We start from the raw sequence: 18504 nt of genomic DNA, 5'->3' as shown, positions 1-18504 counted from the left end.
AGACCCTGTAACCGTATAGAAACAGGAATCGGCAAAATAGACCTTAAATTCAAGACTTGTAACAATATAAAAACAGAAACAGTAAAAAACACACAGGTAAAAAAATCAAAACTCATTAAAGTGGGCATTAAAGGGGAGGATTGATTCTCTGGCACACGAGACCTTAAAAATCGAAGGAATGGAGTGCGATCACTGCATCTTAAGGGTTGGGAGAGCTATTGCTTCCGTCCGGGGTGTAACTGAAGTTGACGTGAATCCGGAAACAAAGGAGGCAGTTGTGGAGTTCGAGGAGACCAGAACCGACCTGGAAAAGATCAAGGCTGCTGTACGGGAAGCAGGGTACGAGCCTTTATAATTCTGTTTTCCCTTCTTTTTAATAACTTTTTGTATTTACTGGAGGTTACAGGTTTAACCCTTATTCGCTGAGTTCTCAGCTATTAAGGTTTAGACTGGGTCTATCCTATGGATAGGTTCCTGAGAGCTTTCCGGAACACAATCTTACTGTGTTCACGCGGACAGGGCAGCCGTCAAATCATGGGAATAGCACCAGTTTCAGCCCCAACAGGAATATGAAAATTGCCACAAAATTCCTGAATTTTTCCTGAGGGATTTTCTCAACTCCTTTTTTCCCGAGCAGTGCCCCGATTAAAGATGCAGGTACAAAGATCAGAAAGCCTGATAGGAGAGCAGGGTCAAGCCTGACTCCTCCGGTAACATAGGTCGCTATTCTCGTAGAATCGATCATAAAAGATATGGCTCCAGCGGTTGCGACATAAACAGCTTTTTCCAGATTGAAAGCGCTCAAGGCGACTGCATTTATCTCCCCCCCTATGCCGAAAATCCCTGCAAAAAATCCGGTAAGGGCTCCACCGGAGACAGCAACAGACAATTTCTGGCTTAATTTGAAGGTCCGGTTAAAAAGGATGAAAAGTACGTAGGCTATAAGGAATAATCCTAAGGCTCTTGAAAGAATCTCACGCGGGATGCGCAGGGATAACGATGACCCCAGAAAACTTGTAAAGATACCGGGAAGGCCGAAGGCAAGAAAAAGCTTCCATTTAATTCCCTCCCGAAATAAGATTATCTTCCAGATATCATTAAACCAGTGAATTATAGCTACCAGCAGCAGAGTCTGAGGCAGAGGAAGAAACACAAGGAGGATGGGTATCATTATTGTGGATATCCCAAATCCTGCCAGAGTCCCTATCAGGCTTGCCAGCAGTGTAAGCAGAGTTATGTACATAATTTCTTCGTAAACAGCCATATTACACAACCCTGCTACACAACTATACTCCCCTACTCCACTACATTGCTCACTATATTACTCCCCTACTCCACTACACAACCATATTACACGATCCCGCTACACAACCATACTACACAAATACTACACAATCGTATTCTGCCGCACTATGGCATAAATGCCACAATAATGTACTGATCTTTTGTAATCTTCATTGAGTATTTGCTAAGGGATACTGGGCAATTGTAATATGTTTTAATTAATTTTTTGAAACGATATATATTAGTTTGCGTGATTAATATTAATCAATGGATAATATTAATTTCTGTGTCCGAGAAGATCCTGCCCCATTGAAAGAACCCCGATATTGAGAATCCTCTTTAGAGATTCTGGTTTATCGGGCAGGTTTAGAGGAAGAGCAAGCTTGTCTACCGGAAATACCTGAAAAGCTTTGAGTGAAGGGCAATGGAGGGGGTTAAATTCCTGAGAAATTAAACCGCAGACAAACAATTCCGGATATATTCAGAGGTCTGGCACTACTTTTGATTATTGGCGGCATTGCTCTGGTATATGTGGACTGGATAGGTCATGCTCTGATAGCAATTATTAGCCTGCTGGTTATGGTCCATGCCCTTACAACCGGGGCTATGCTCAGGGGAAGGATAAAGCGAAGCTCAGGAAATCTCTTTAAGCTTCATAGAAAGAGTGGTATTTACTTTGGAGCCTTCATCCTTGGATCATTTATCTACGGTTTATGGATAAGGTTGGAGCACGGAGAAGCCATACTATCGTCTATTCACGGAAAACTGGGAGTGGCTATTCTTCTCATTGCTATTCTTCAGGTTCTTCCAAGTCTAATTTTAAAGAATCGGGCACGTTATAGGGAATTGCATAGAATAATGGGATATTCCCTGGCCTCAATCCTGATTATCGACGCAGCCTGGGGTCTATATAATGGAGTAACTGCCGGGATAAAAACTCTGGTCCTCATACATTCGATATCTGGTGGCCTGGCTGCCCTCGTTATGGTCTGGATCATTCTGGAGATCCGGTATCCAGTAGACAGGTCACTCGCCAGAGCCAGGCTGGCAAGCTATCTGGCAGTATTCTTTGTAACAGCAGGGTGCTGGATGGCAGGAGGTTACAATTATTTAACAGTTTACGGGTCCCAGGTAAAACCTGTAATCCTGGCAGGGCTATATCCCTGGGCGCACGAGATCATAATGGAGGCAAAAGAGCATATCTTCGTCTTTTTGCCTATAATCACTTTTGCTCTGTCCATATCACTCTACACTCTGGATAAGGATACCTTTTTAGGTAACGCTAATTCCAGGCATGCCCTTACAATAGTGGCGTGCCTTGCGCTCTTCATGGTATTGCTCATGTTCCTGATGGGAGCGATAATCTCCAGTGCTGGGAATACTGGCATGGAGGCCTGAAATGAGAGAAGAGGCAACTTTTATCGTATCAGCGGCAATTACCATATTTCTTACCGGCTGCATTATTATTTTCCATGATCTTTCATCTGGCTTCAGGGAGTTTTTGGCAGCACTTACAGGTCACCACTGGCTGTCAGTGAGCCTGATAATAATAGTATTATTTATGCTGTTTTCAGGGTTCCTGGTAGGTTCTATGGGCGCAAGAAAGATCCTGAGGGTGTATGATACCAGACTATGGACCACTGCACTGGTAGCTGTCACTCTGATTATGACACTCGGAATCCTTGTTGAGCTGGCTGCTCGCTTCCTAGCTGACTGAAGGCGATACACAGGACCACACAGGATTAAAAACATTTAACTTTTATAAGTTCTATTAAAACTGTTATAAGTTCTATTGAGTTAAAACTACACTATCTTCAGTAACTATGAGAGGCTACATGACAGTTACCCGTTTTCAGGTGCCTGTCACTGCTATCCAGCCTATCTGGCTCCGGGCAGTTTACGTAAACTCTGGACAGTTTACGTAAAGAATTTGTGGCAAACCGGACATATACTTATTCAATCCTGCAGTATTCGAGAACATTATTATGTTAAGTCACTACGTAAAACCGGATGGAGATTGGAAACATGACTCAGGAAATCATAAAAGTCGAAGGCATGTCCTGCATGCACTGCCAGTTGAGGGTTAAAAAAGCCGTTGAGGACGTTGAAGGCGTACAGAGGGCGGATGTAAATCTTCAGACTAAACAGGTAACTGTCGAGCTTGAGGAAGGAAAGGCTAATCTTGAAAAGGTCAGGGCTGCAATCAGGGAAGCCGGATACGAGCCTATATAATTGTGTTAACTGCATATAGCGTTTTCAAAGAACTTATTATATACTAAAAAATACAAATTTTTACTATATGGGTGAAGCGTCTGTTTGAGAACAGTTGTGCTGCGGGGGTGAACACATAGGGGAGACAACATTCATAGTAGACGACCTGGTATGCAGGTACTGCAAGGATATGGTCGCAAAGCTCGTTACCTCTATCAATGGGGTTTCCAGAGTAAATATCAATATTCCTGAAAGAACCGTAAACGTAGCCTATGACAGTCGGATTACTGATGCATATGTTATACAGATGACCTTGCTTAAAGCTGGCTATAAAACCATCGAAGAACCCGGAAGAATTTGCTAAATGCCGGGAAATCCCGAAAAATCTGGATAGGCGGCACATCTGATGGAAGTTACTATTGGAGTTTACGGCATGACCTGTGGTCACTGCCAGAAAAGAGTAGCGGATGCCATTTTTGCTCTTGAAGGGGCCGAGTCCGTTGATGTAAATCTCGAATCCCAACGCGCAACGGTTAGCTTTGATCCTGAAAAAGTGACGCTGGAGGACATAAAAACAGCTATCCGGAAGGCAGGATACTCCACAGAACGCGAAAAGGCTCAGGAAGATGCCCTGTCAGAGGTTTCCGGGAGAATGGGAATGGCAGGTACAGAGGCGAAGACTGAGGAGACGTCTTTGAAGAAACCGGAGGAACCCGAAGAGGCTCCTCAAACCTGTCCCCTGGATTCAGCCTGTGAACTGCCGGAAGGAGAGGAACCGCGAGTCTCAGGCACGGCGATCAGTTTAAAAGAAATCACGCTTGGAGTTTCCGGCATGACCTGCTCGGCATGCGTCGCAAATATTGAGAGGGTTTTAAAGAGAAAACAGGGCGTGGATTCAGTAGTTGTCAACCTGGAACTTGGGAGGGCAAAAGTTGGTTTTAACCCCTCGCTTATTTCCCCAAAGGAGATTGAGGATACCATCGAATCAATCGGGTATAAAGTTGAAAAGGACACCGTAACTCTCAGTCTTGAAGGCATGAGCTGTGCCTCCTGTGCTGCAAATATCGAGAGAATCCTTATTAAGACCGACGGCGTGATTTCGGCTTCGGTAAATTTCCCACTTGAAAAAGCGGTTGTAGAGTTTGATTCATCCCGGATTTCCGTAAGGGAGATTATTGCTGCGGTTCAGGGAATTGGCTATGGGGCATCTGTCCGAACTGAATCTGTGGAATACGAAGACAGAGAGCAGATGTTCAGGGAGGCTGAGGTCCGGAGGCAGAGAAACAATCTGATCATTGCCGCCGTGCTTGGAATTCCGGTTGCTATCGGGAATATGGGTATGATGTTTCCTTCCCTTTCGGGGTTAATTCCTTCCTTTTTCTTCGATCCGATAGTGCTTTTTATATTGTCTACCCTTATCCTTATCTTCCCGGGCAGGCAGTTCTTTGTCGGAACCTTCAAAGGTTTCAGGCATGGCGTAACTGATATGGACCTGCTTATTGCCGGAGGAACGGGGTCCGCCTATCTCATCAGCGTAGCAGCGACATTTTTTGATCTGGGTCCAGGGTATGATACTCTTTATTACGATACGGTAGCCCTCCTTATACTTTTCATTGTGCTTGGCAGGTATCTCGAAGTGAGGGCAAGGGGTCGGACTTCGGAAGCAATAAGGAAATTGATGGGGCTGAGGGCAAAGACTTCCAGAATTCTCGTGGATGGTATGGAGAAAGAGATTCCTGTAGAAGAAGTAGTAGTCGGCGACATTGTTGTTGTTCGACCGGGAGAGAAAATTCCGGTTGATGGAGTTGTTATTGAAGGCAGTTCGGCAGTGGACGAATCAATGCTTACCGGGGAGAGTATTCCGGTAGAAAAAGGTCCCGGCAGCACGGTTATCGGGGCGACTCTGAACAAAACGGGAGCTTTTAATTTCCGGGTTGCCAAAGTCGGAGCAGATACGGCTCTTGCCCAGATAGTCAGGCTCGTTGAAAATGCTCAGACCTCTAAAGCCCCAATCCAGAGGGTTGCGGATGTTTTCGCTGGCAACTTCATAATAGCGGTGCATATTCTTACCCTTCTTGCATTTCTCTTCTGGTTCTTCATAGGTTACTGGCGCTTCGGGGTATCCGCAGCTATGGGCGGAATCAGCCCTTTCCTCTTTTCCCTGCTTATAGGCATTACTATCCTTGTGATCTCATGCCCGTGTGCAGTCGGGCTTGCAACTCCTGCAGCCATCATGGTAGGTACGGGCAGAGGTGCGGAAAACGGAGTCCTTATAAAAGGCGGGGAAGCCCTTGAAAGGGCGCATAAGCTTGATACTATAGTTTTTGACAAAACCGGAACCCTTACGGAGGGCACTCCGAAGCTCACGGATCTGCTTGCAGCTCCGGGAAATGAAGAAAAACAGGTACTTTTTATGGCAGCAACAGCTGAAAAAGGTTCGGAGCATCCCCTTGGGGAAGCTATCGTAAAGGGAGCTGAGGAACGGGGGATTAGCCTCGGAAAGGCAGGAAATTTCCGTTCCATTCCTGGAAAAGGCGTGGAAGCTTATTTTGAGGAAAAAAGAATCCTGCTCGGGACGCGTAAACTTATGGAAGAGAACGGGATCTCCTTTGAGACACTTGAACCTGAAATGCGTGCATTCGAGGAAAACGGGAAAACTGCAATGCTTGTAACACTTGAAAGCGAAGCCATAGGTCTTGTTGCAGTCGCCGACACCCTGAAGGAAAACTCCAGGGAAGCCGTTGAAACGCTGACAAAAATGGGGGTCGAGGTAGCTATGATTACAGGAGACAATGCTATTACAGCCGGTGCAATCGCAAGACAGGTAGGTATTTCCAGAGTGCTTGCTGAAGTACTTCCTGAAGATAAGGCAAATGAAGTTAGGAAACTTCAGGAAGAGGGCAAGCTTGTCGGGATGGTAGGCGACGGCATTAATGATGCCCCTGCGCTGATCCAGTCCGATATTGGAATTGCGATGGGAGCGGGCACGGACGTGGCAATGGAATCCGCAGAAATTGTACTCATAAAGAACGACCCCAGAGACGTGGTGGTGGCTCTTAAGCTGAGCCGGCTTACTATCCGTAAGATCAAACAGAACCTGTTCTGGGCTTTCGGGTACAATTCAATAGGTATTCCTATCGCAGCCGGGATTCTTTACCCCCTCTTTCACAGGATTCTGATTACACCTGAACTTGCTGCCGCTTTTATGGCATTAAGCTCGGTCTCGGTGACTACCAATTCCCTGCTAATGAAAAGAAGCAAGCTTAAATGAATCGGGTAGATTGTTCTAAAGTTTAGCAAAGAAGAATGAAATAAAATAGATAATCAGGAAAATAAGATAGTTAATCACGAAAGTTAGACGGAGAATTGTATGGTAAAATTCGGATCAACAGAAAATACGCAAAAAGTAGTGCTTTTATTAAGTTTTGCCACTTCGATAGTGCTTGTTATTCTTTTTCTTTCCGGGGCTCTTTTAACCAGTATCTCAAGAGGGGAAACCGCCTACACCAGAGTAGACATGGCTGCGGGTTCGATTTTTGTTTTTGTAATCTCAATGATAATTTCACTGTCACTCTGGCCCAGAATCGCAGACAGGTTTGAAAGTAGCGAAAAATATAATAGAACTCCAGAATGATTTATTCTGCCAGTGGAGTTCAGATAATGCTTAAACCTGGTTTTTGGGTAGATTCATCGGCCAATATGCTTTTACCAGACAGGAAATTTCTTACCGAACCGATAATTTTTAGTAAAATTGTAAACAGGAAGTTAATTTTTAGTAAAATAATAAACAGGGAGTTAGTTTTCAGTAAAATTGTAACAGGGAGTTTGCTCAGGAAAGTTTGCCGTAAGGCAAATAGCACAGAAAATGACCTCTTAAGAGAAATGACCTCTTATGAAGCCATATTGATCCTGCGGTAGAGAAACTCGCCTGTTAGAATTAACCGATACGGGATAAGCACTTACAAGGCAATTATTCAAACGCAGTAAATTTGTTCTTCAATGCACCGCATACCGGGCACCGGTCCGGCGCTTCTCCCTCAAGAGTGTATCCACATACTTCACAAACCTGCACAGGTCCGAGTTCAATATCCTTTCCTGAATTCAACTGCTCCAGTGCTCTTTCAAAAAGCTGCTTATGCATTTTCTCAGTGGCATATGACCATTCAAAACTTCTCTGTGCGCCTTTTTCTCCCTGGAATTTTGCAACTTCTATATATGCAGGATACATTTCCTCAATTTCAAATGTCTCACCTGCAATAGCGAGTTTAAGGTTTTTTATTGAATCCCCAGGACCAAAGGCCCCCATGCTGTTTGCGACAAATCCCCCTTCGAGATATCTTAACTCACGGTAATGATCTCCAGCATGTATATATTCGGCATGAGCAATTGCACGAAATAAGCGGGCTACGTTGCTGTATTTTTCTTTCTCGGCCTGGTTCCCAAAATGTAGATATCTCATATGTGCCTGGCTTTCTCCTCCGAATGCATTGATAAGATGTTGTTCTGTCATTTTTTTCATTTAAATACCTCTTCAGAAAATTCCTTTATTCATCTGTTCAGGACTTACACACACAGTTGAGACACAAAACCCGGATGAGAAGGTCTACCAGGCTCTGTAACCAATATTCTTATTTAAGCCACAGCTATACCTTTAAACCGCTTGAGGTTTAATGCTCCGGGAGTTTGATATTACCAATTTCCCGCTTCAACTGCGCGAGCCCAGATTACCTTACTCGATTTTTACATCCACAGCTTTTTCAAAAGGCTGCTGGTACGGTACTGTAACTTTAAGTACACCGTTTGAATATTTGGCTACCGCTTTTTCCGGAACTACCGGGCAGCAGATAGCGTAACTGTCAGCATATTCTACCCCTTCCTTGGCAGCCCTTACATAAAAGCCGTCTTCTGTGATCTTAAAAGAGATATCTTTTTTTTCCACCCCTGGAAGGGTTACCTCAACCTCAAGGTTTTCATACTGGTCGTCAGGATATGCACATATAGTTGGTGATACTCTTAAAACGTCTGCCATTAAATTACCCCCAAATAACATCACCAATTAATATATTTATATATTTTCTTTCGGTTAATTAATCTATTAACGTCAAAATGACTTCAATTTCGGTTACGTAATCTGCTAACGTCAAAATGACTTCATTTTTTTTAAGCAGTCTGCTAACATTAAAATGACTGCAAATTAATTCACTACTCCTCAATTTTAACTCACAGGCTGACTGGATTACAGGCTGACTGGATTACAGGCTGACTTAAATTTATAAGCTTATGAGAAGAATGGAAAAACAAAAATAAGACTTATAAGAAATAAATAAAATCTTATAATACAGATAAATTAACTAAATAACCACATAAACCTAATCCAATAAACTCAAAAGATGAATCCATGAAAACTAATTGCATGAAAAAGAAGAAAGATCAAATAAGAACAGGTTAATATCTATTTTTCTGGACAGGGAAATCTTAATACGTCTTTGCAGATCAATTATTAATTGTTTTCACGTAAGGTTATTTTCAGGTAAGATTGTTTTCAGGTTAAGTTTATTTTCATGTAACATTGTTTTCATTTAAAATTATTCTCACGTAAGATTATTTTCACGTAAACCTATATTAATATAATTTTTTCCAGATTGATAATTCAAAAGCGAGTGTTTGTACATGAGAGAATCCGTCAGAAAACTCGGGCTTATAGGAGCCGGTCTCTGGGCAATAACCGAAGACAGGGTAAACGACCTTGTAAAGGAGCTTGTCGATAAAGGAGACATCAGTAGGGAAGAAGGTAAAAAAGCTGTCCAGGATATGCTGGAAGAACGAAAAAAACAGAAGCTTGATCTTGAGAAGAAGATCTCTGAGAAGATTCAGGAATCGATCTCGAAAGCCGATATTTTTACTAAAAAAGATATGCGTGAGCTTGAATCCAGAATAGAAACTCTGGAAAATGAAATCCAGAGAATTAAAAACAAAGAAAAGATGTTTTTTAAGTGAAAACGATTTATCAATGGTTTTCACTTTTTTACTTTCCATTTCACAATTCTTCGATTACTATCTCTTCTTCAGGGCATGCATTCTCAAGCAAATCCTCAAGCTCTGCCATATCAGAATCAAGAGCCTGAATTTCAGCTTGCGTAAGTCCCATTTCCAGACTTTCAGCCTGTGCCATGTTCCCTGCCTCATCGGTGTTTGGGTCTACCCCTGACTTTTCTACTTCAGATGTACCATTCCCGACACAACCGGATCCTGCAAGCCAGATAATTAAAACTGACAGTACGAGCAGGTGAGTAAATTTAACCATTTTCTGCCTCCTCTATCTTGCAATTTTTAATAAGTATTTTTAGTCTCATCCCCTGAGCACAATTTTTTCTATCTGCAGTTTTCAGGCTGCTTTCAATTTAAATCTCTGTATTTTCTACTTAAGTTCCGTCGATTTCCTACTTAAATTCTGTCGATTTCCTACTTGAATTCAGTTAAGTTTCCGACTTGAACTCGTGGCATTAACTTCAGTTCCGTTGTCCCCTTCAGTTTCGTAATATTTCAGTTCGACGAACATATCCCTGAGTATCTTATTTGCCTTGCTGATATCATTGAGGGACTGACGAAGATAATTATTCGCCTTTTGCATGTCTTCAAGGGTTACGTTCTCGTCATTATAAATGGAGTCTGCCGCTTCTTTCTTTTCCTGCGCGGACTTTATATATGATATATAACTGGCAAGTTTGGTTTCAAGCTCAGCTGTGTTAACGCCGTTTTTTTTCAGGTCTTCAACCTTTACTCCGAGTTTTTCAGAGAGGTTTTCGGACTCTTCAAGGAACTCTCCTATTTTCTCGCTGACAGTCTTTCCTGCGCCTGCAAGACTGGTTTTCTCGGCATTGTTCCATATTCCGCGTACGGACCTGACTACGACCACAAGCTCTTCCTGGCTTGATGAATTTTCAACTTTTGCCCTCTCAGCTTCAAGCAATTTAATCTTATCATCTATGGCAATAATTTTTTCTTCCGTTCCGTTTCCGTTTGAGTACTCCATATTGCTCTTAACGTTTGAAAGGTGAGCTATCATATAGCTAATACTTGAATTAAGGTAGAGCTTTGTGGCATCCAGAGCTTCATCGGACTGAGGGTCAAGTTTTTCTGCCCGAATACGATTCCTGATCTTGAGAAAATCTTCTTTTGCTTCACTGTATTCTTGCTTATGGAACTGGAGTTCTTCCTGTATCTGCTTTCTTCCCTGTTTGTATTCGGAAATTTTATTTCGACTTTTTGTGCTGAGATTCTTCTGTTCCTGTCTGGCATTAGATTCGGTACTGCTGGCTTCACCCATGCTGTCAGTTCCATTCGTGTACGAATTGAGCGGGTCTTCGCGCATATACTGATTCGGATTGCCGTTTCCATGTTCTGAAGAGTCTCGGGCAGCGAGTGAGCCTCCTGGCAGTAAACTCAGTAATGTTAATATGATCGTAAAACAAGCCAGATATCGCATAGCTCTTGATTTTTTCATCTGACTGCCTCCGTTTATAAGTTATTATACTGTCATATGGATTAAGGTGAATATAAGCATTCTTTTTGGAATGAATCTTATTCACAGGCAGATACGGACTTCCAAGCTTGATACACTCCCTGTTCCCTTGATAAAGCTTTAATGTTCATTTATTTCGTTTTGCACCTCTCTATTAAGAAAAGTAAAAGATTTATGTTAAAAACCCATTTAACCTTGCGTGAATTTTACAAAGCTCTGCAGGTTCGCACTTGTTTTCTTTCTCATTATAGTCTTTCAGGGGAATGCAATTGCGGCCACGATTCACGGAACAGTTTACGAGTGGTACACTTTCAAGCCTCTTAATAACTCAGTTGTAGAGATCAATTCCACCCCGGAACAGAATTTTGTTGCAACGGATTCGGAATATTCGTTCAACCTGACTCCCGGAACATATACAATAACCGCCAATTATCTTGAAGGAAACAGGATCGTTTACACAGCCAGGGAAGTAGTTGTGATCTCGGGTGAAGGAGAGTATATACATGACCTTCTCCTGTTCCCGCCCTATAATGAGGAGCTTCTGAACCAGGATGAATTTGAAGCCCCTGTTCTGGATTATGAAGAAGCAGGTCCTGTATCCCGACCAGGCTCTCAGTACACCGTGTTAGTTTCGGCTTTCCTGGCTTTTATAGTCCTGTTACTGGCTGGCTACTTTTTAAAAAAGAGGCACCCAAAATCTACAGATGCCCTGTATCCTGACGGAAACAGGCAGCCATATCTGCTGGAGCCTGAAAACCCCATAAAGGATGCAATATTTTCTGAAGAGACTGAATCCGATCCGGTAGAAAACATTGTTAGGATTTCAGAAATAAACTCGGATCAATTTAATCAGGAGTCCGAAGAGATACCTGAAGCTGGTAAAGCTTTACAGAAGCAGAGCGAATCTACAGAAGAGGTTCAGGCTGTCCCGGAATCTTCTCTTAACCAGGAGGAATCCGGTAAATCGAGTTCAGAATCCCTGAGACCTTCAAGAATTAATCTTCCTGAGGATCTAAAAGAACTTCTGGAGCTAATTCGAGCCAGTGGAAACCGGATTACTCAGAGAGAACTGCGAAAGAAATCCCCTTATTCGGAATCCAAAGTCAGTCTTATGCTCTCTGACCTTGAGGAGCGCGGGCTCATAGAGAAATTCAAAAAAGGAAGAGGAAATATCATCCGTATTCCGGATATGCACATCCACAGGCAAACCGAACATAGAAACAAGAAAGAGTAGAGGCGGATAAGTACCCTGTAAAGTCTTTTTTGAAAGACCGTAAACAGTAAACTATATAACTTAATTCATCTACTAAGCAGCAGAAAGGGTTAACAATGTTTATAGTACGCAGTATATTTGAATGCCCTTTTTGATCTCTTATGCCCCAGAGACTGCCTATCGGATAAAATATGCGAATAGCAAATCGGAGTAACAGGTCCTGCGAAGCAGGAATGGGTTTGGAAATGAGGTTCCGAAAACTCAGGTTTAAGACTGGATGGCTGGATTGGAACCGGATACTCTGATACATCACTTCAACTCTGACAGTAAGCTGCTGGATATAACATTGATAGATTGGTAGATTATTATTTAAATTGCACAAGGGATTATTAAAAAATGTACGAGGGACAACATGCGAGTTTCCATGGACATTGAGTTAAAAGATGTACCCGGGCAGATGCTTTTAGCCCTCCAGCCTCTTTCGGAGTGTAAGGCTAACCTGATAACAGTAGTACATCACCATCAGAAAAGAACCCCCAGAAAAACAGTGCCCGTAAAGCTTGTACTCGAGACCAGGCCCGAAAGCATTGAGACAATAAAAGCGAAACTGGAAGAAAACGGAATTAGAGTAGTAAGAGTCGGAGAACACCGTTTCAGGGAGAGCATAAATGTAGTGCTCATAGGACATGTAGTCCATACAGGAATCCAGGATACGATTGACGAGATTGACAAGACCGGCTTTGCTGAGGTTGTGGATCTCTCACTTTCCATGCCCGGTATCAATATGCTTTCTTCGGCCCTCATGAAAATTGATGCTGTCGGTAAAGAGGATTTGCAAAGGGCACTCTCCATCCTCAAAAAAGTCTCGGCAAAGAAAGATCTGCTTATGGTTCTTCCAATAGATATCCAGGCCTGAAAAAAGTTTTTAGGAGATTTGAAAACATGAAAACAGTGTACTGTTCTATTCTCGGGTTCGGTGCAATCGGACAGGGTGTGGCCGAAGTACTCCTTATGAAAAAAGAGTATCTGGAACGTATCGGGCTGGAAGTAAAAGTGGTTGCTGTTGTGGATTCAAAGGGCGCAACTGTTAATCCTGAAGGTGTGGATCTTGCCGACTGCCTCGCCAGGAAGAAGACAGATGGGACTGTAGCCCTTGAAAACCTTTCCGGAGTCGATGTCATCCGATCCATCCCCCATGATCTGGTACTAGAGACGACGCCTACGAATATATTAACCGGCGGAGCAGGTCTGCAAAATATGCTTGCAGCCTTCCAGACAGGAAAAGATGTTATTACCTCCAATAAAGGACCTCTTACTCTTAAGTACAGGGAACTCATAGAGACCGCAAAAGCAGCAGGTTCACATTTCAGGTTCGAAGCTACTGTCGGCGGTTCGATGCCTATTGTCAACCTGGCAAACGAGGTGCTTGCAGGCAACAGAATTAAGAGCATTAAAGGAATTCTGAATGGAACCTGTAATTACATCCTGACAAGGATGCTGGAAGAAAGGGCAAGCTACAATGACATTCTTGCCGAATCCATGCAACTTGGCATTGCTGAGACCGATCCCACATATGATGTGGAAGGAATTGATACAGCCTGCAAACTCGTCATTCTTGCCAACGCGATTTTCGGACTTGATGTTACTTATAACGATGTTGAAGTTACAGGAATCACGAAAGTCACGCCTGAAGCCCTTGAGATGGCTTATGAAAGAGGGCATGTGATCAAACTCATAGGAGAAGTCAGCAGGGAAAGAATTCATGTAGCCCCAAGGCTTGTGCCTATCAACCATCCCCTTGCAGTCGGAGGGACTCTGAACGTGGCGTCGGTAGATACCGAACTTGCAGGAGAAATCACGGTTACGGGTAAGGGTGCAGGCCCGATCGAAACTGCAAGTGCGATTCTCAGCGATCTGGTCGCAATTTACGGAACTGACAGGTAAAAATTCAGGTTCTACCGGATTCGAAAAAAGATAATTACAAAGCTGCGTGGATCATGACAAGTTTCAAGGAATTTTCAGAAACCTGCCAGGCGATTGAAAAAATCTCAAGTACGATTGATACTACAAACCGGGTTGCTGATCTTCTTAAAAAGGTCGATATAGAAGAGCTGCCCATAGCAACTCATTTTATTATGAGTGAGATTTTTCCTGCCTGGAGTGGAAAGCAATTGGGAATTGGCACGAGCTTGCTGTACGTTGCTCTCTCCAGAGCCTCGGGAATGGCTGTAAAGAGCATAGAATCTCTTATCCGCACCACTGGAGATATCGGGGATACAGCCCTGCTTATCCTTAAGGAAAAAAGGAAAAATCAGGTTACTTTTTCCTCTTTCCTCGAAGAACAGCCCGAACTCTCAGTAACAGAGGTTTATAAACGCTTCAAGATTGCTTCCGAAGCCTCGGGAAAAGGTTCACAGGATATTAAGATAAAAAATCTCCAGTTTCTCTTCAACTCCTCAACTCCGAGGGAAGCGAAATATATCTCCAGGCTTGCGCTTGAAGAATTGAGAATCGGCGTCGGCGAAGGCGTTGTAAGGGACGCGATTGCAAAAGCTTTTTCCGTGCCTGCGGATGTGGTCGAGCATGCCTTTATGGTCACAAACGATCTCGGGATAGTCGCTGCAACTGCCAAGGCAGGTGGAACGGAAGCTCTGCAACGCCTGGGAATCGAAATCAACCGCCCGATTAAAATGATGCTCTCCCAGATCAGCCCTGATATAGATGCCGATATCAGGGAAATGGGGGAGGCTGCAATTGAATGGAAGTTCGACGGGGCAAGAGTCCAGATCCATAAGGCTGGAAATTCGGTTACGCTTTTCTCCCGCAAGCTTGAAAACGTCACAAATTCCCTTCCCGACCTTGTGGAAATCGTTCGTAAACATGTAAAAGCCGAATCGGCAATTCTTGACGGGGAAGCCGTGGCAGTGGACGAGAACGGTAAGCCCAGAGCATTTCAGGAAATTCTCAAGCGTTTCCGGCGCAAGTACGATGTGGAGGAAAAAGCCCTCGGCATCCCTATTCAGCTCAACCTTTTTGACATAATGTATTTAGACGGTAAAACCCTTATCGACCTGCCTCTTATTGAGCGGCGGAAAGCGCTCGAGTCCTGCGTTGAAAGGTCGACTGAAGACTCAAAATCGATCTGCGTGGATAAGCAGGTGATAACCGGGGATCTTGATGTTATAAAACAGATTTACATGGAAGCTCTGGAAGCCGGGCACGAGGGGCTCATGGTCAAAAATCCGAATTCGTTTTATTCCCCTGGAAAGCGCGGCAAAAACTGGCTTAAGAAAAAGCCTCTTATGGAAACCCTCGATCTGGTAGTCGTGGGAGCCGAATGGGGCTTTGGCAGACGTGCAAATCTAATAGGCTCTTACACAGTTGCCTGTTATGATCCCGAAACCGATCGTTTTCTCCAGGTCGGCAAAGTGGGCACCGGTCTGACCGACGATCAGCTAAAGGAGCTTACAGAGATGCTTTCGGGTCTCATGGAAGGCGGAGAAGCAGGCGGAGTATTTGCAATCAGGCCGAAAATCGTCCTTGAAATTGCCTTTGAGGAAATCCAGAAAAGCCCCAATTATAACTCAGGTTTTGCGCTGCGTTTTCCGCGCTTCATCCGCATCCGGGACGATAAAGACCCCGAAGAAGCCGATACGATCCAGAGGATAGGAAAGGTATACAGCCAGCAGTTGAAAAGGATGTAAAAAAGAGGGAGTGGCTATTGCTTCTTTTTTATGGCAATCACATTCTTTTAAATATTCTTTTTAATACAGTTTAAAGCTTTTATCTTCCTGTCTGGTAAGTGTTTTCTTTTTAGTTAGAGATAAGGAACTATTTGTCAATGTTTGTTTCCTATCTTTACATTTATAAGATTTACGCGGTTTAACTGTTATAAATGGCATTAAGCTTTCAACTATCTAAAATACTAAACCAGTCTAGATGTCTCAGATGCTTGGTTTTTTACTTTAGGTGCGTAAGTCCAATTTGATTCAGCAGGCATACTCGGAAAAAATTAAAAGGTTTAAATAATATCTGTATAGGACTTACGCGGTTGAACTGAGAATCAAGAACCACTAAACCTCTAACTGTTTAAAGAGCAAGTTTAACTGCAATGTCAAATGTACTTGATTTTGTACTTCAAGTGCGTAAGTCCTACTGTATTTATATATCTCTTAAACTTGGAGCGTATCAATAAAGATAGACGAGTCTGTTATTGAGATATATAAGCTAGTCCAAGAGTTCAAAGACATGCTCATCTCCTTACTTGTGTTATTTTCCAAAGTTGCCCTTATAATATAATTGTTTTTATTTAATGGTGAAGACATCTTGAACAATAACCATAAACCTTTAGATTCTATTACTTTTTCGTGAGGAGACAGCTTATAACTCTCTTCAAATATTGGTTTACTATTTGAATTAACAATTTTGATAAGTACTGTGTGATTAGTTTCATCTCCATTCTCAACAGAAAAAAAAGATGTAGGTGGACCCATAAAAAGATATGGTAGGATTATAAAAAATCCTGCTAAAATCAGAAGGATTATTCCTATATAGCGAAGTTTTTTATTGACTTCTTCCATGTTCCCACCCAATTTCTTTGTCTACAGTTATTAATTGTCTACAGTTATTAATTGTCTATTCCATAATATACAGTATTACGACAGGGAGTACACCATATATTCGTACCCTGTTGAGCATAAACATAGTTCATTATACATTCAGGATGGAGTATGGAGTTTTGATCTTCTGCATCAAAATTGTGGGAGACTTCATGCTGAACTATACTATCATGAGGCCAGTCAACACCAAGTGCTTTAACTGCACAAACACTGAAAGAACCTGGTCTCCATGCGATACCGTTATGATCCAAACTATTTACCCAGCCTAGAACAATATCATTTGGACTTTCAATTATCCACGTAGTGTCTTCCTCTAGATCATCAAGAAGCGCTTCTGCTTCTTCAGTTGGTGTTACATCACTTGCGTCCCAATAATTATAGTGCCAAACTCGATTAACATTTATGCCATAACTTTCAAACCTTTCCAAAGCGTCAATCGTGTCCTGATAATAGGATTCTGTTGGTGCGTGATGACTGCTATCTTCTTTTGCAATAAATACATTTACATCGATGTTATTGTTTATCTGATATGGATTTCTCGAAATATGAGTAAAAATAGTAGCAAAGGTTCTTATACTTGCTAATGAATTCTCAGATTCCATAAATGGACTTTCATCCTTCGCTGATAATTTACCGCTTTCAACATGTTTTGTTACCTCTTGTTCAGGCAATACATAACCATTTATGATATCCACTCGTGGATTGTTTGGATCGACATTGTATTTTTCAGTGTATTTTTTTCTAGCCTCTTCTATTATATTATTCATTTCCTGTTCTCTTATTACGATATCAAAATTCTCACCCATTTTCATATTTTTAGGTGAATTCCCGTCTTCGGTAACTATAACTCTTTTATCACTGCACAGAATTGTTCCTTCCAAGAAATTGGGTAACTCATTTTTTGCAAATTTGATATCGTTTTCACTTATATTATACTTAGAATATAGATCCTGTAGCTCTGCGGCAGTATAACTTATATCACTCTCGGAAGTATCTCCATTCGAATTTGAATTAACATCTGCACTCACAGTCGGCACAAGTGCTATGCTCACCAGCAATATTGCGGCAAGCAGTGCACTTAATCCCAATTTTTTCTTTGTTATCATTTACTTCTTTCTAGTTATTTTTTCAGGAGGCAGGATCAAGCAAGCCTTAAGTACTCTTGAAACTATCATTTCCTTGCCTCTGGGTATGTGAAGTTCGGATCTACTTTGGAAGGTTTGTTTGAACTTCACATTCAAAAACAGTTTTAAAATCCTCCTATAAATTTATTACGTCGATGGATTTTCATGGATCTAATTAACATTCATTTAACCGATCTTGTTTTTTGTCTAAAATAATGAAGTTTCAGTGTTCTAGTTGACGCCAAATCTGACTTTACTTTTAGCAAATTATCTGAGTATTCTTTCCCTCACTGAGCAATAAAATTAACAAAATTAATATCAATATACATGCCTGACAGAAGATAAAATAATATATTGTATTAGAAGAATTCAATAAGAAAGTAAGAAAAAAATCTGTGAATGCGGCGACAGGAAATGAACGGCTTCGAAATATATAATGAAATGGAAGATGATCTTCAGGCAATATACAGGTCAAGACTTCTAACCGAGATACTTCTATCATTAAACGATACCAGCAAAAAGCTTTCCCAG

The 18504-nt window shown here is 42.2% G+C and carries 19 protein-coding genes; 12 read left to right on the top strand and 7 right to left on the bottom strand.

Features of this window, described 5'->3' with window-relative positions:
- Positions 1-139: 139 nt before the first annotated feature.
- On the top strand, positions 140-355 hold the full coding sequence (locus EQO05_RS11670) for a heavy-metal-associated domain-containing protein (protein WP_255420854.1): 216 nt from the start codon (positions 140-142) through the stop codon (positions 353-355).
- A gap of 177 nt (positions 356-532) precedes the next feature.
- Here the strand turns inward: EQO05_RS11670 and EQO05_RS11665 are convergent, their stop codons facing one another.
- Positions 533-1264: a sulfite exporter TauE/SafE family protein gene (locus tag EQO05_RS11665; RefSeq protein ID WP_128506716.1), complete on the bottom strand. Its 732-nt coding sequence runs from the start codon at positions 1262-1264 to the stop codon at positions 533-535.
- A gap of 521 nt (positions 1265-1785) precedes the next feature.
- Here EQO05_RS11665 and EQO05_RS11660 point away from each other — a divergent pair.
- The 6 genes from EQO05_RS11660 (at position 1786) to EQO05_RS11635 (ending at position 7129) form a co-directional block, all read left to right on the top strand.
- Complete coding sequence (locus EQO05_RS11660) at positions 1786-2682, top strand: hypothetical protein (protein ID WP_128506714.1); 897 nt, start codon at positions 1786-1788, stop codon at positions 2680-2682.
- 1 nt (position 2683) lies between these two features.
- The gene (locus EQO05_RS11655) at positions 2684-3001 is read left to right on the top strand and encodes a hypothetical protein (RefSeq protein WP_128506712.1); all 318 of its coding nucleotides are present in this window, start codon (positions 2684-2686) and stop codon (positions 2999-3001) included.
- Between the two features lie 308 nt (positions 3002-3309).
- A complete protein-coding gene (locus EQO05_RS11650) occupies positions 3310-3516 on the top strand; it encodes a heavy-metal-associated domain-containing protein (protein WP_128506775.1) in 207 nt (68 codons plus the stop codon).
- A 94-nt stretch (positions 3517-3610) separates the two neighbouring features.
- Complete coding sequence (locus tag EQO05_RS11645; protein ID WP_128506710.1) at positions 3611-3859, top strand: heavy-metal-associated domain-containing protein; 249 nt, start codon at positions 3611-3613, stop codon at positions 3857-3859.
- 42 nt (positions 3860-3901) lie between these two features.
- The gene (locus tag EQO05_RS11640; RefSeq protein WP_128506708.1) at positions 3902-6766 is read left to right on the top strand and encodes a heavy metal translocating P-type ATPase; all 2865 of its coding nucleotides are present in this window, start codon (positions 3902-3904) and stop codon (positions 6764-6766) included.
- 99 nt (positions 6767-6865) lie between these two features.
- The gene (locus EQO05_RS11635) at positions 6866-7129 is read left to right on the top strand and encodes a hypothetical protein (protein ID WP_128506706.1); all 264 of its coding nucleotides are present in this window, start codon (positions 6866-6868) and stop codon (positions 7127-7129) included.
- Positions 7130-7465: 336 nt separating this feature from the next.
- On the opposite strand, the gene EQO05_RS11630 is transcribed toward EQO05_RS11635, so the two are convergent.
- Positions 7466-8014, bottom strand: a complete 549-nt coding sequence (locus EQO05_RS11630; protein WP_128506704.1) for a rubrerythrin family protein — start codon at positions 8012-8014, stop codon at positions 7466-7468.
- Positions 8015-8224: 210 nt separating this feature from the next.
- Positions 8225-8524 (bottom strand): Hsp20/alpha crystallin family protein, encoded by a 300-nt coding sequence (locus EQO05_RS11625; RefSeq protein WP_128506702.1) that lies wholly within the window; start codon positions 8522-8524, stop codon positions 8225-8227.
- 641 nt (positions 8525-9165) lie between these two features.
- Between EQO05_RS11625 and EQO05_RS11620 the strand changes: the two genes are divergently transcribed.
- On the top strand, positions 9166-9492 hold the full coding sequence (locus EQO05_RS11620; RefSeq protein ID WP_128506701.1) for a phasin family protein: 327 nt from the start codon (positions 9166-9168) through the stop codon (positions 9490-9492).
- A 40-nt stretch (positions 9493-9532) separates the two neighbouring features.
- Here EQO05_RS11620 and EQO05_RS11615 read toward each other — a convergent pair whose 3' ends face one another.
- Together EQO05_RS11615 and EQO05_RS11610 are read right to left on the bottom strand one after the other, a co-directional pair.
- Positions 9533-9799, bottom strand: coding sequence for a hypothetical protein (locus EQO05_RS11615; protein WP_128506699.1), 267 nt, complete (start codon positions 9797-9799; stop codon positions 9533-9535).
- Positions 9800-9967: 168 nt separating this feature from the next.
- Positions 9968-10999, bottom strand: coding sequence for a chromosome segregation ATPase (locus EQO05_RS11610; RefSeq protein ID WP_128506697.1), 1032 nt, complete (start codon positions 10997-10999; stop codon positions 9968-9970).
- A gap of 217 nt (positions 11000-11216) precedes the next feature.
- Here EQO05_RS11610 and EQO05_RS11605 point away from each other — a divergent pair, with 217 nt between their 5' ends.
- From EQO05_RS11605 to EQO05_RS11590, 4 genes are all read left to right on the top strand, one after another.
- Positions 11217-12251, top strand: coding sequence for a MarR family transcriptional regulator (locus tag EQO05_RS11605; RefSeq protein WP_128506695.1), 1035 nt, complete (start codon positions 11217-11219; stop codon positions 12249-12251).
- A 391-nt stretch (positions 12252-12642) separates the two neighbouring features.
- Entirely contained in the window at positions 12643-13146 is a 504-nt protein-coding gene (locus EQO05_RS11600; protein WP_128506693.1) for an amino acid-binding protein, read from the top strand.
- Positions 13147-13172: 26 nt separating this feature from the next.
- Positions 13173-14174 (top strand): homoserine dehydrogenase, encoded by a 1002-nt coding sequence (locus EQO05_RS11595; RefSeq protein ID WP_128506691.1) that lies wholly within the window; start codon positions 13173-13175, stop codon positions 14172-14174.
- A 53-nt stretch (positions 14175-14227) separates the two neighbouring features.
- The gene (locus tag EQO05_RS11590) at positions 14228-15934 is read left to right on the top strand and encodes an ATP-dependent DNA ligase (RefSeq protein ID WP_128506689.1); all 1707 of its coding nucleotides are present in this window, start codon (positions 14228-14230) and stop codon (positions 15932-15934) included.
- Between the two features lie 468 nt (positions 15935-16402).
- Here EQO05_RS11590 and EQO05_RS11585 read toward each other — a convergent pair whose 3' ends face one another.
- Complete coding sequence (locus tag EQO05_RS11585) at positions 16403-16810, bottom strand: hypothetical protein (protein WP_128506687.1); 408 nt, start codon at positions 16808-16810, stop codon at positions 16403-16405.
- A 47-nt stretch (positions 16811-16857) separates the two neighbouring features.
- Entirely contained in the window at positions 16858-17955 is a 1098-nt protein-coding gene (locus tag EQO05_RS11580) for a hypothetical protein (protein WP_128506685.1), read from the bottom strand.
- Between the last annotated feature and the right edge of the window lie 549 nt (positions 17956-18504).

Source organism: Methanosarcina sp. MSH10X1 (assembly GCF_004099695.1).
Lineage (GTDB): Archaea > Halobacteriota > Methanosarcinia > Methanosarcinales > Methanosarcinaceae > Methanosarcina.
The sequence above is the reverse complement of the archived record's forward strand: the minus strand, read 5'-3'. Positions and strand labels throughout refer to the sequence as shown.

What these genes read in the sequence shown, in the direction of transcription:
- EQO05_RS11665 (WP_128506716.1), bottom strand. Translation starts at nt 1,264, where the DNA reads ATGGCTGTTTACGAAGAAATTATGTACATAACTCTGCTTACACTGCTG.
- EQO05_RS11580 (WP_128506685.1), bottom strand. Translation starts at nt 17,955, where the DNA reads ATGATAACAAAGAAAAAATTGGGATTAAGTGCACTGCTTGCCGCAATA.
- EQO05_RS11600 (WP_128506693.1), top strand. Translation starts at nt 12,643, where the DNA reads ATGCGAGTTTCCATGGACATTGAGTTAAAAGATGTACCCGGGCAGATG.
- EQO05_RS11625 (WP_128506702.1), bottom strand. Translation starts at nt 8,524, where the DNA reads ATGGCAGACGTTTTAAGAGTATCACCAACTATATGTGCATATCCTGAC.
- EQO05_RS11650 (WP_128506775.1), top strand. Translation starts at nt 3,310, where the DNA reads ATGACTCAGGAAATCATAAAAGTCGAAGGCATGTCCTGCATGCACTGC.
- EQO05_RS11615 (WP_128506699.1), bottom strand. Translation starts at nt 9,799, where the DNA reads ATGGTTAAATTTACTCACCTGCTCGTACTGTCAGTTTTAATTATCTGG.
- EQO05_RS11655 (WP_128506712.1), top strand. Translation starts at nt 2,684, where the DNA reads ATGAGAGAAGAGGCAACTTTTATCGTATCAGCGGCAATTACCATATTT.
- EQO05_RS11630 (WP_128506704.1), bottom strand. Translation starts at nt 8,014, where the DNA reads ATGAAAAAAATGACAGAACAACATCTTATCAATGCATTCGGAGGAGAA.
- EQO05_RS11635 (WP_128506706.1), top strand. Translation starts at nt 6,866, where the DNA reads ATGGTAAAATTCGGATCAACAGAAAATACGCAAAAAGTAGTGCTTTTA.
- EQO05_RS11590 (WP_128506689.1), top strand. Translation starts at nt 14,228, where the DNA reads ATGACAAGTTTCAAGGAATTTTCAGAAACCTGCCAGGCGATTGAAAAA.
- EQO05_RS11610 (WP_128506697.1), bottom strand. Translation starts at nt 10,999, where the DNA reads ATGAAAAAATCAAGAGCTATGCGATATCTGGCTTGTTTTACGATCATA.
- EQO05_RS11640 (WP_128506708.1), top strand. Translation starts at nt 3,902, where the DNA reads ATGGAAGTTACTATTGGAGTTTACGGCATGACCTGTGGTCACTGCCAG.
- EQO05_RS11620 (WP_128506701.1), top strand. Translation starts at nt 9,166, where the DNA reads ATGAGAGAATCCGTCAGAAAACTCGGGCTTATAGGAGCCGGTCTCTGG.
- EQO05_RS11585 (WP_128506687.1), bottom strand. Translation starts at nt 16,810, where the DNA reads ATGGAAGAAGTCAATAAAAAACTTCGCTATATAGGAATAATCCTTCTG.
- EQO05_RS11595 (WP_128506691.1), top strand. Translation starts at nt 13,173, where the DNA reads ATGAAAACAGTGTACTGTTCTATTCTCGGGTTCGGTGCAATCGGACAG.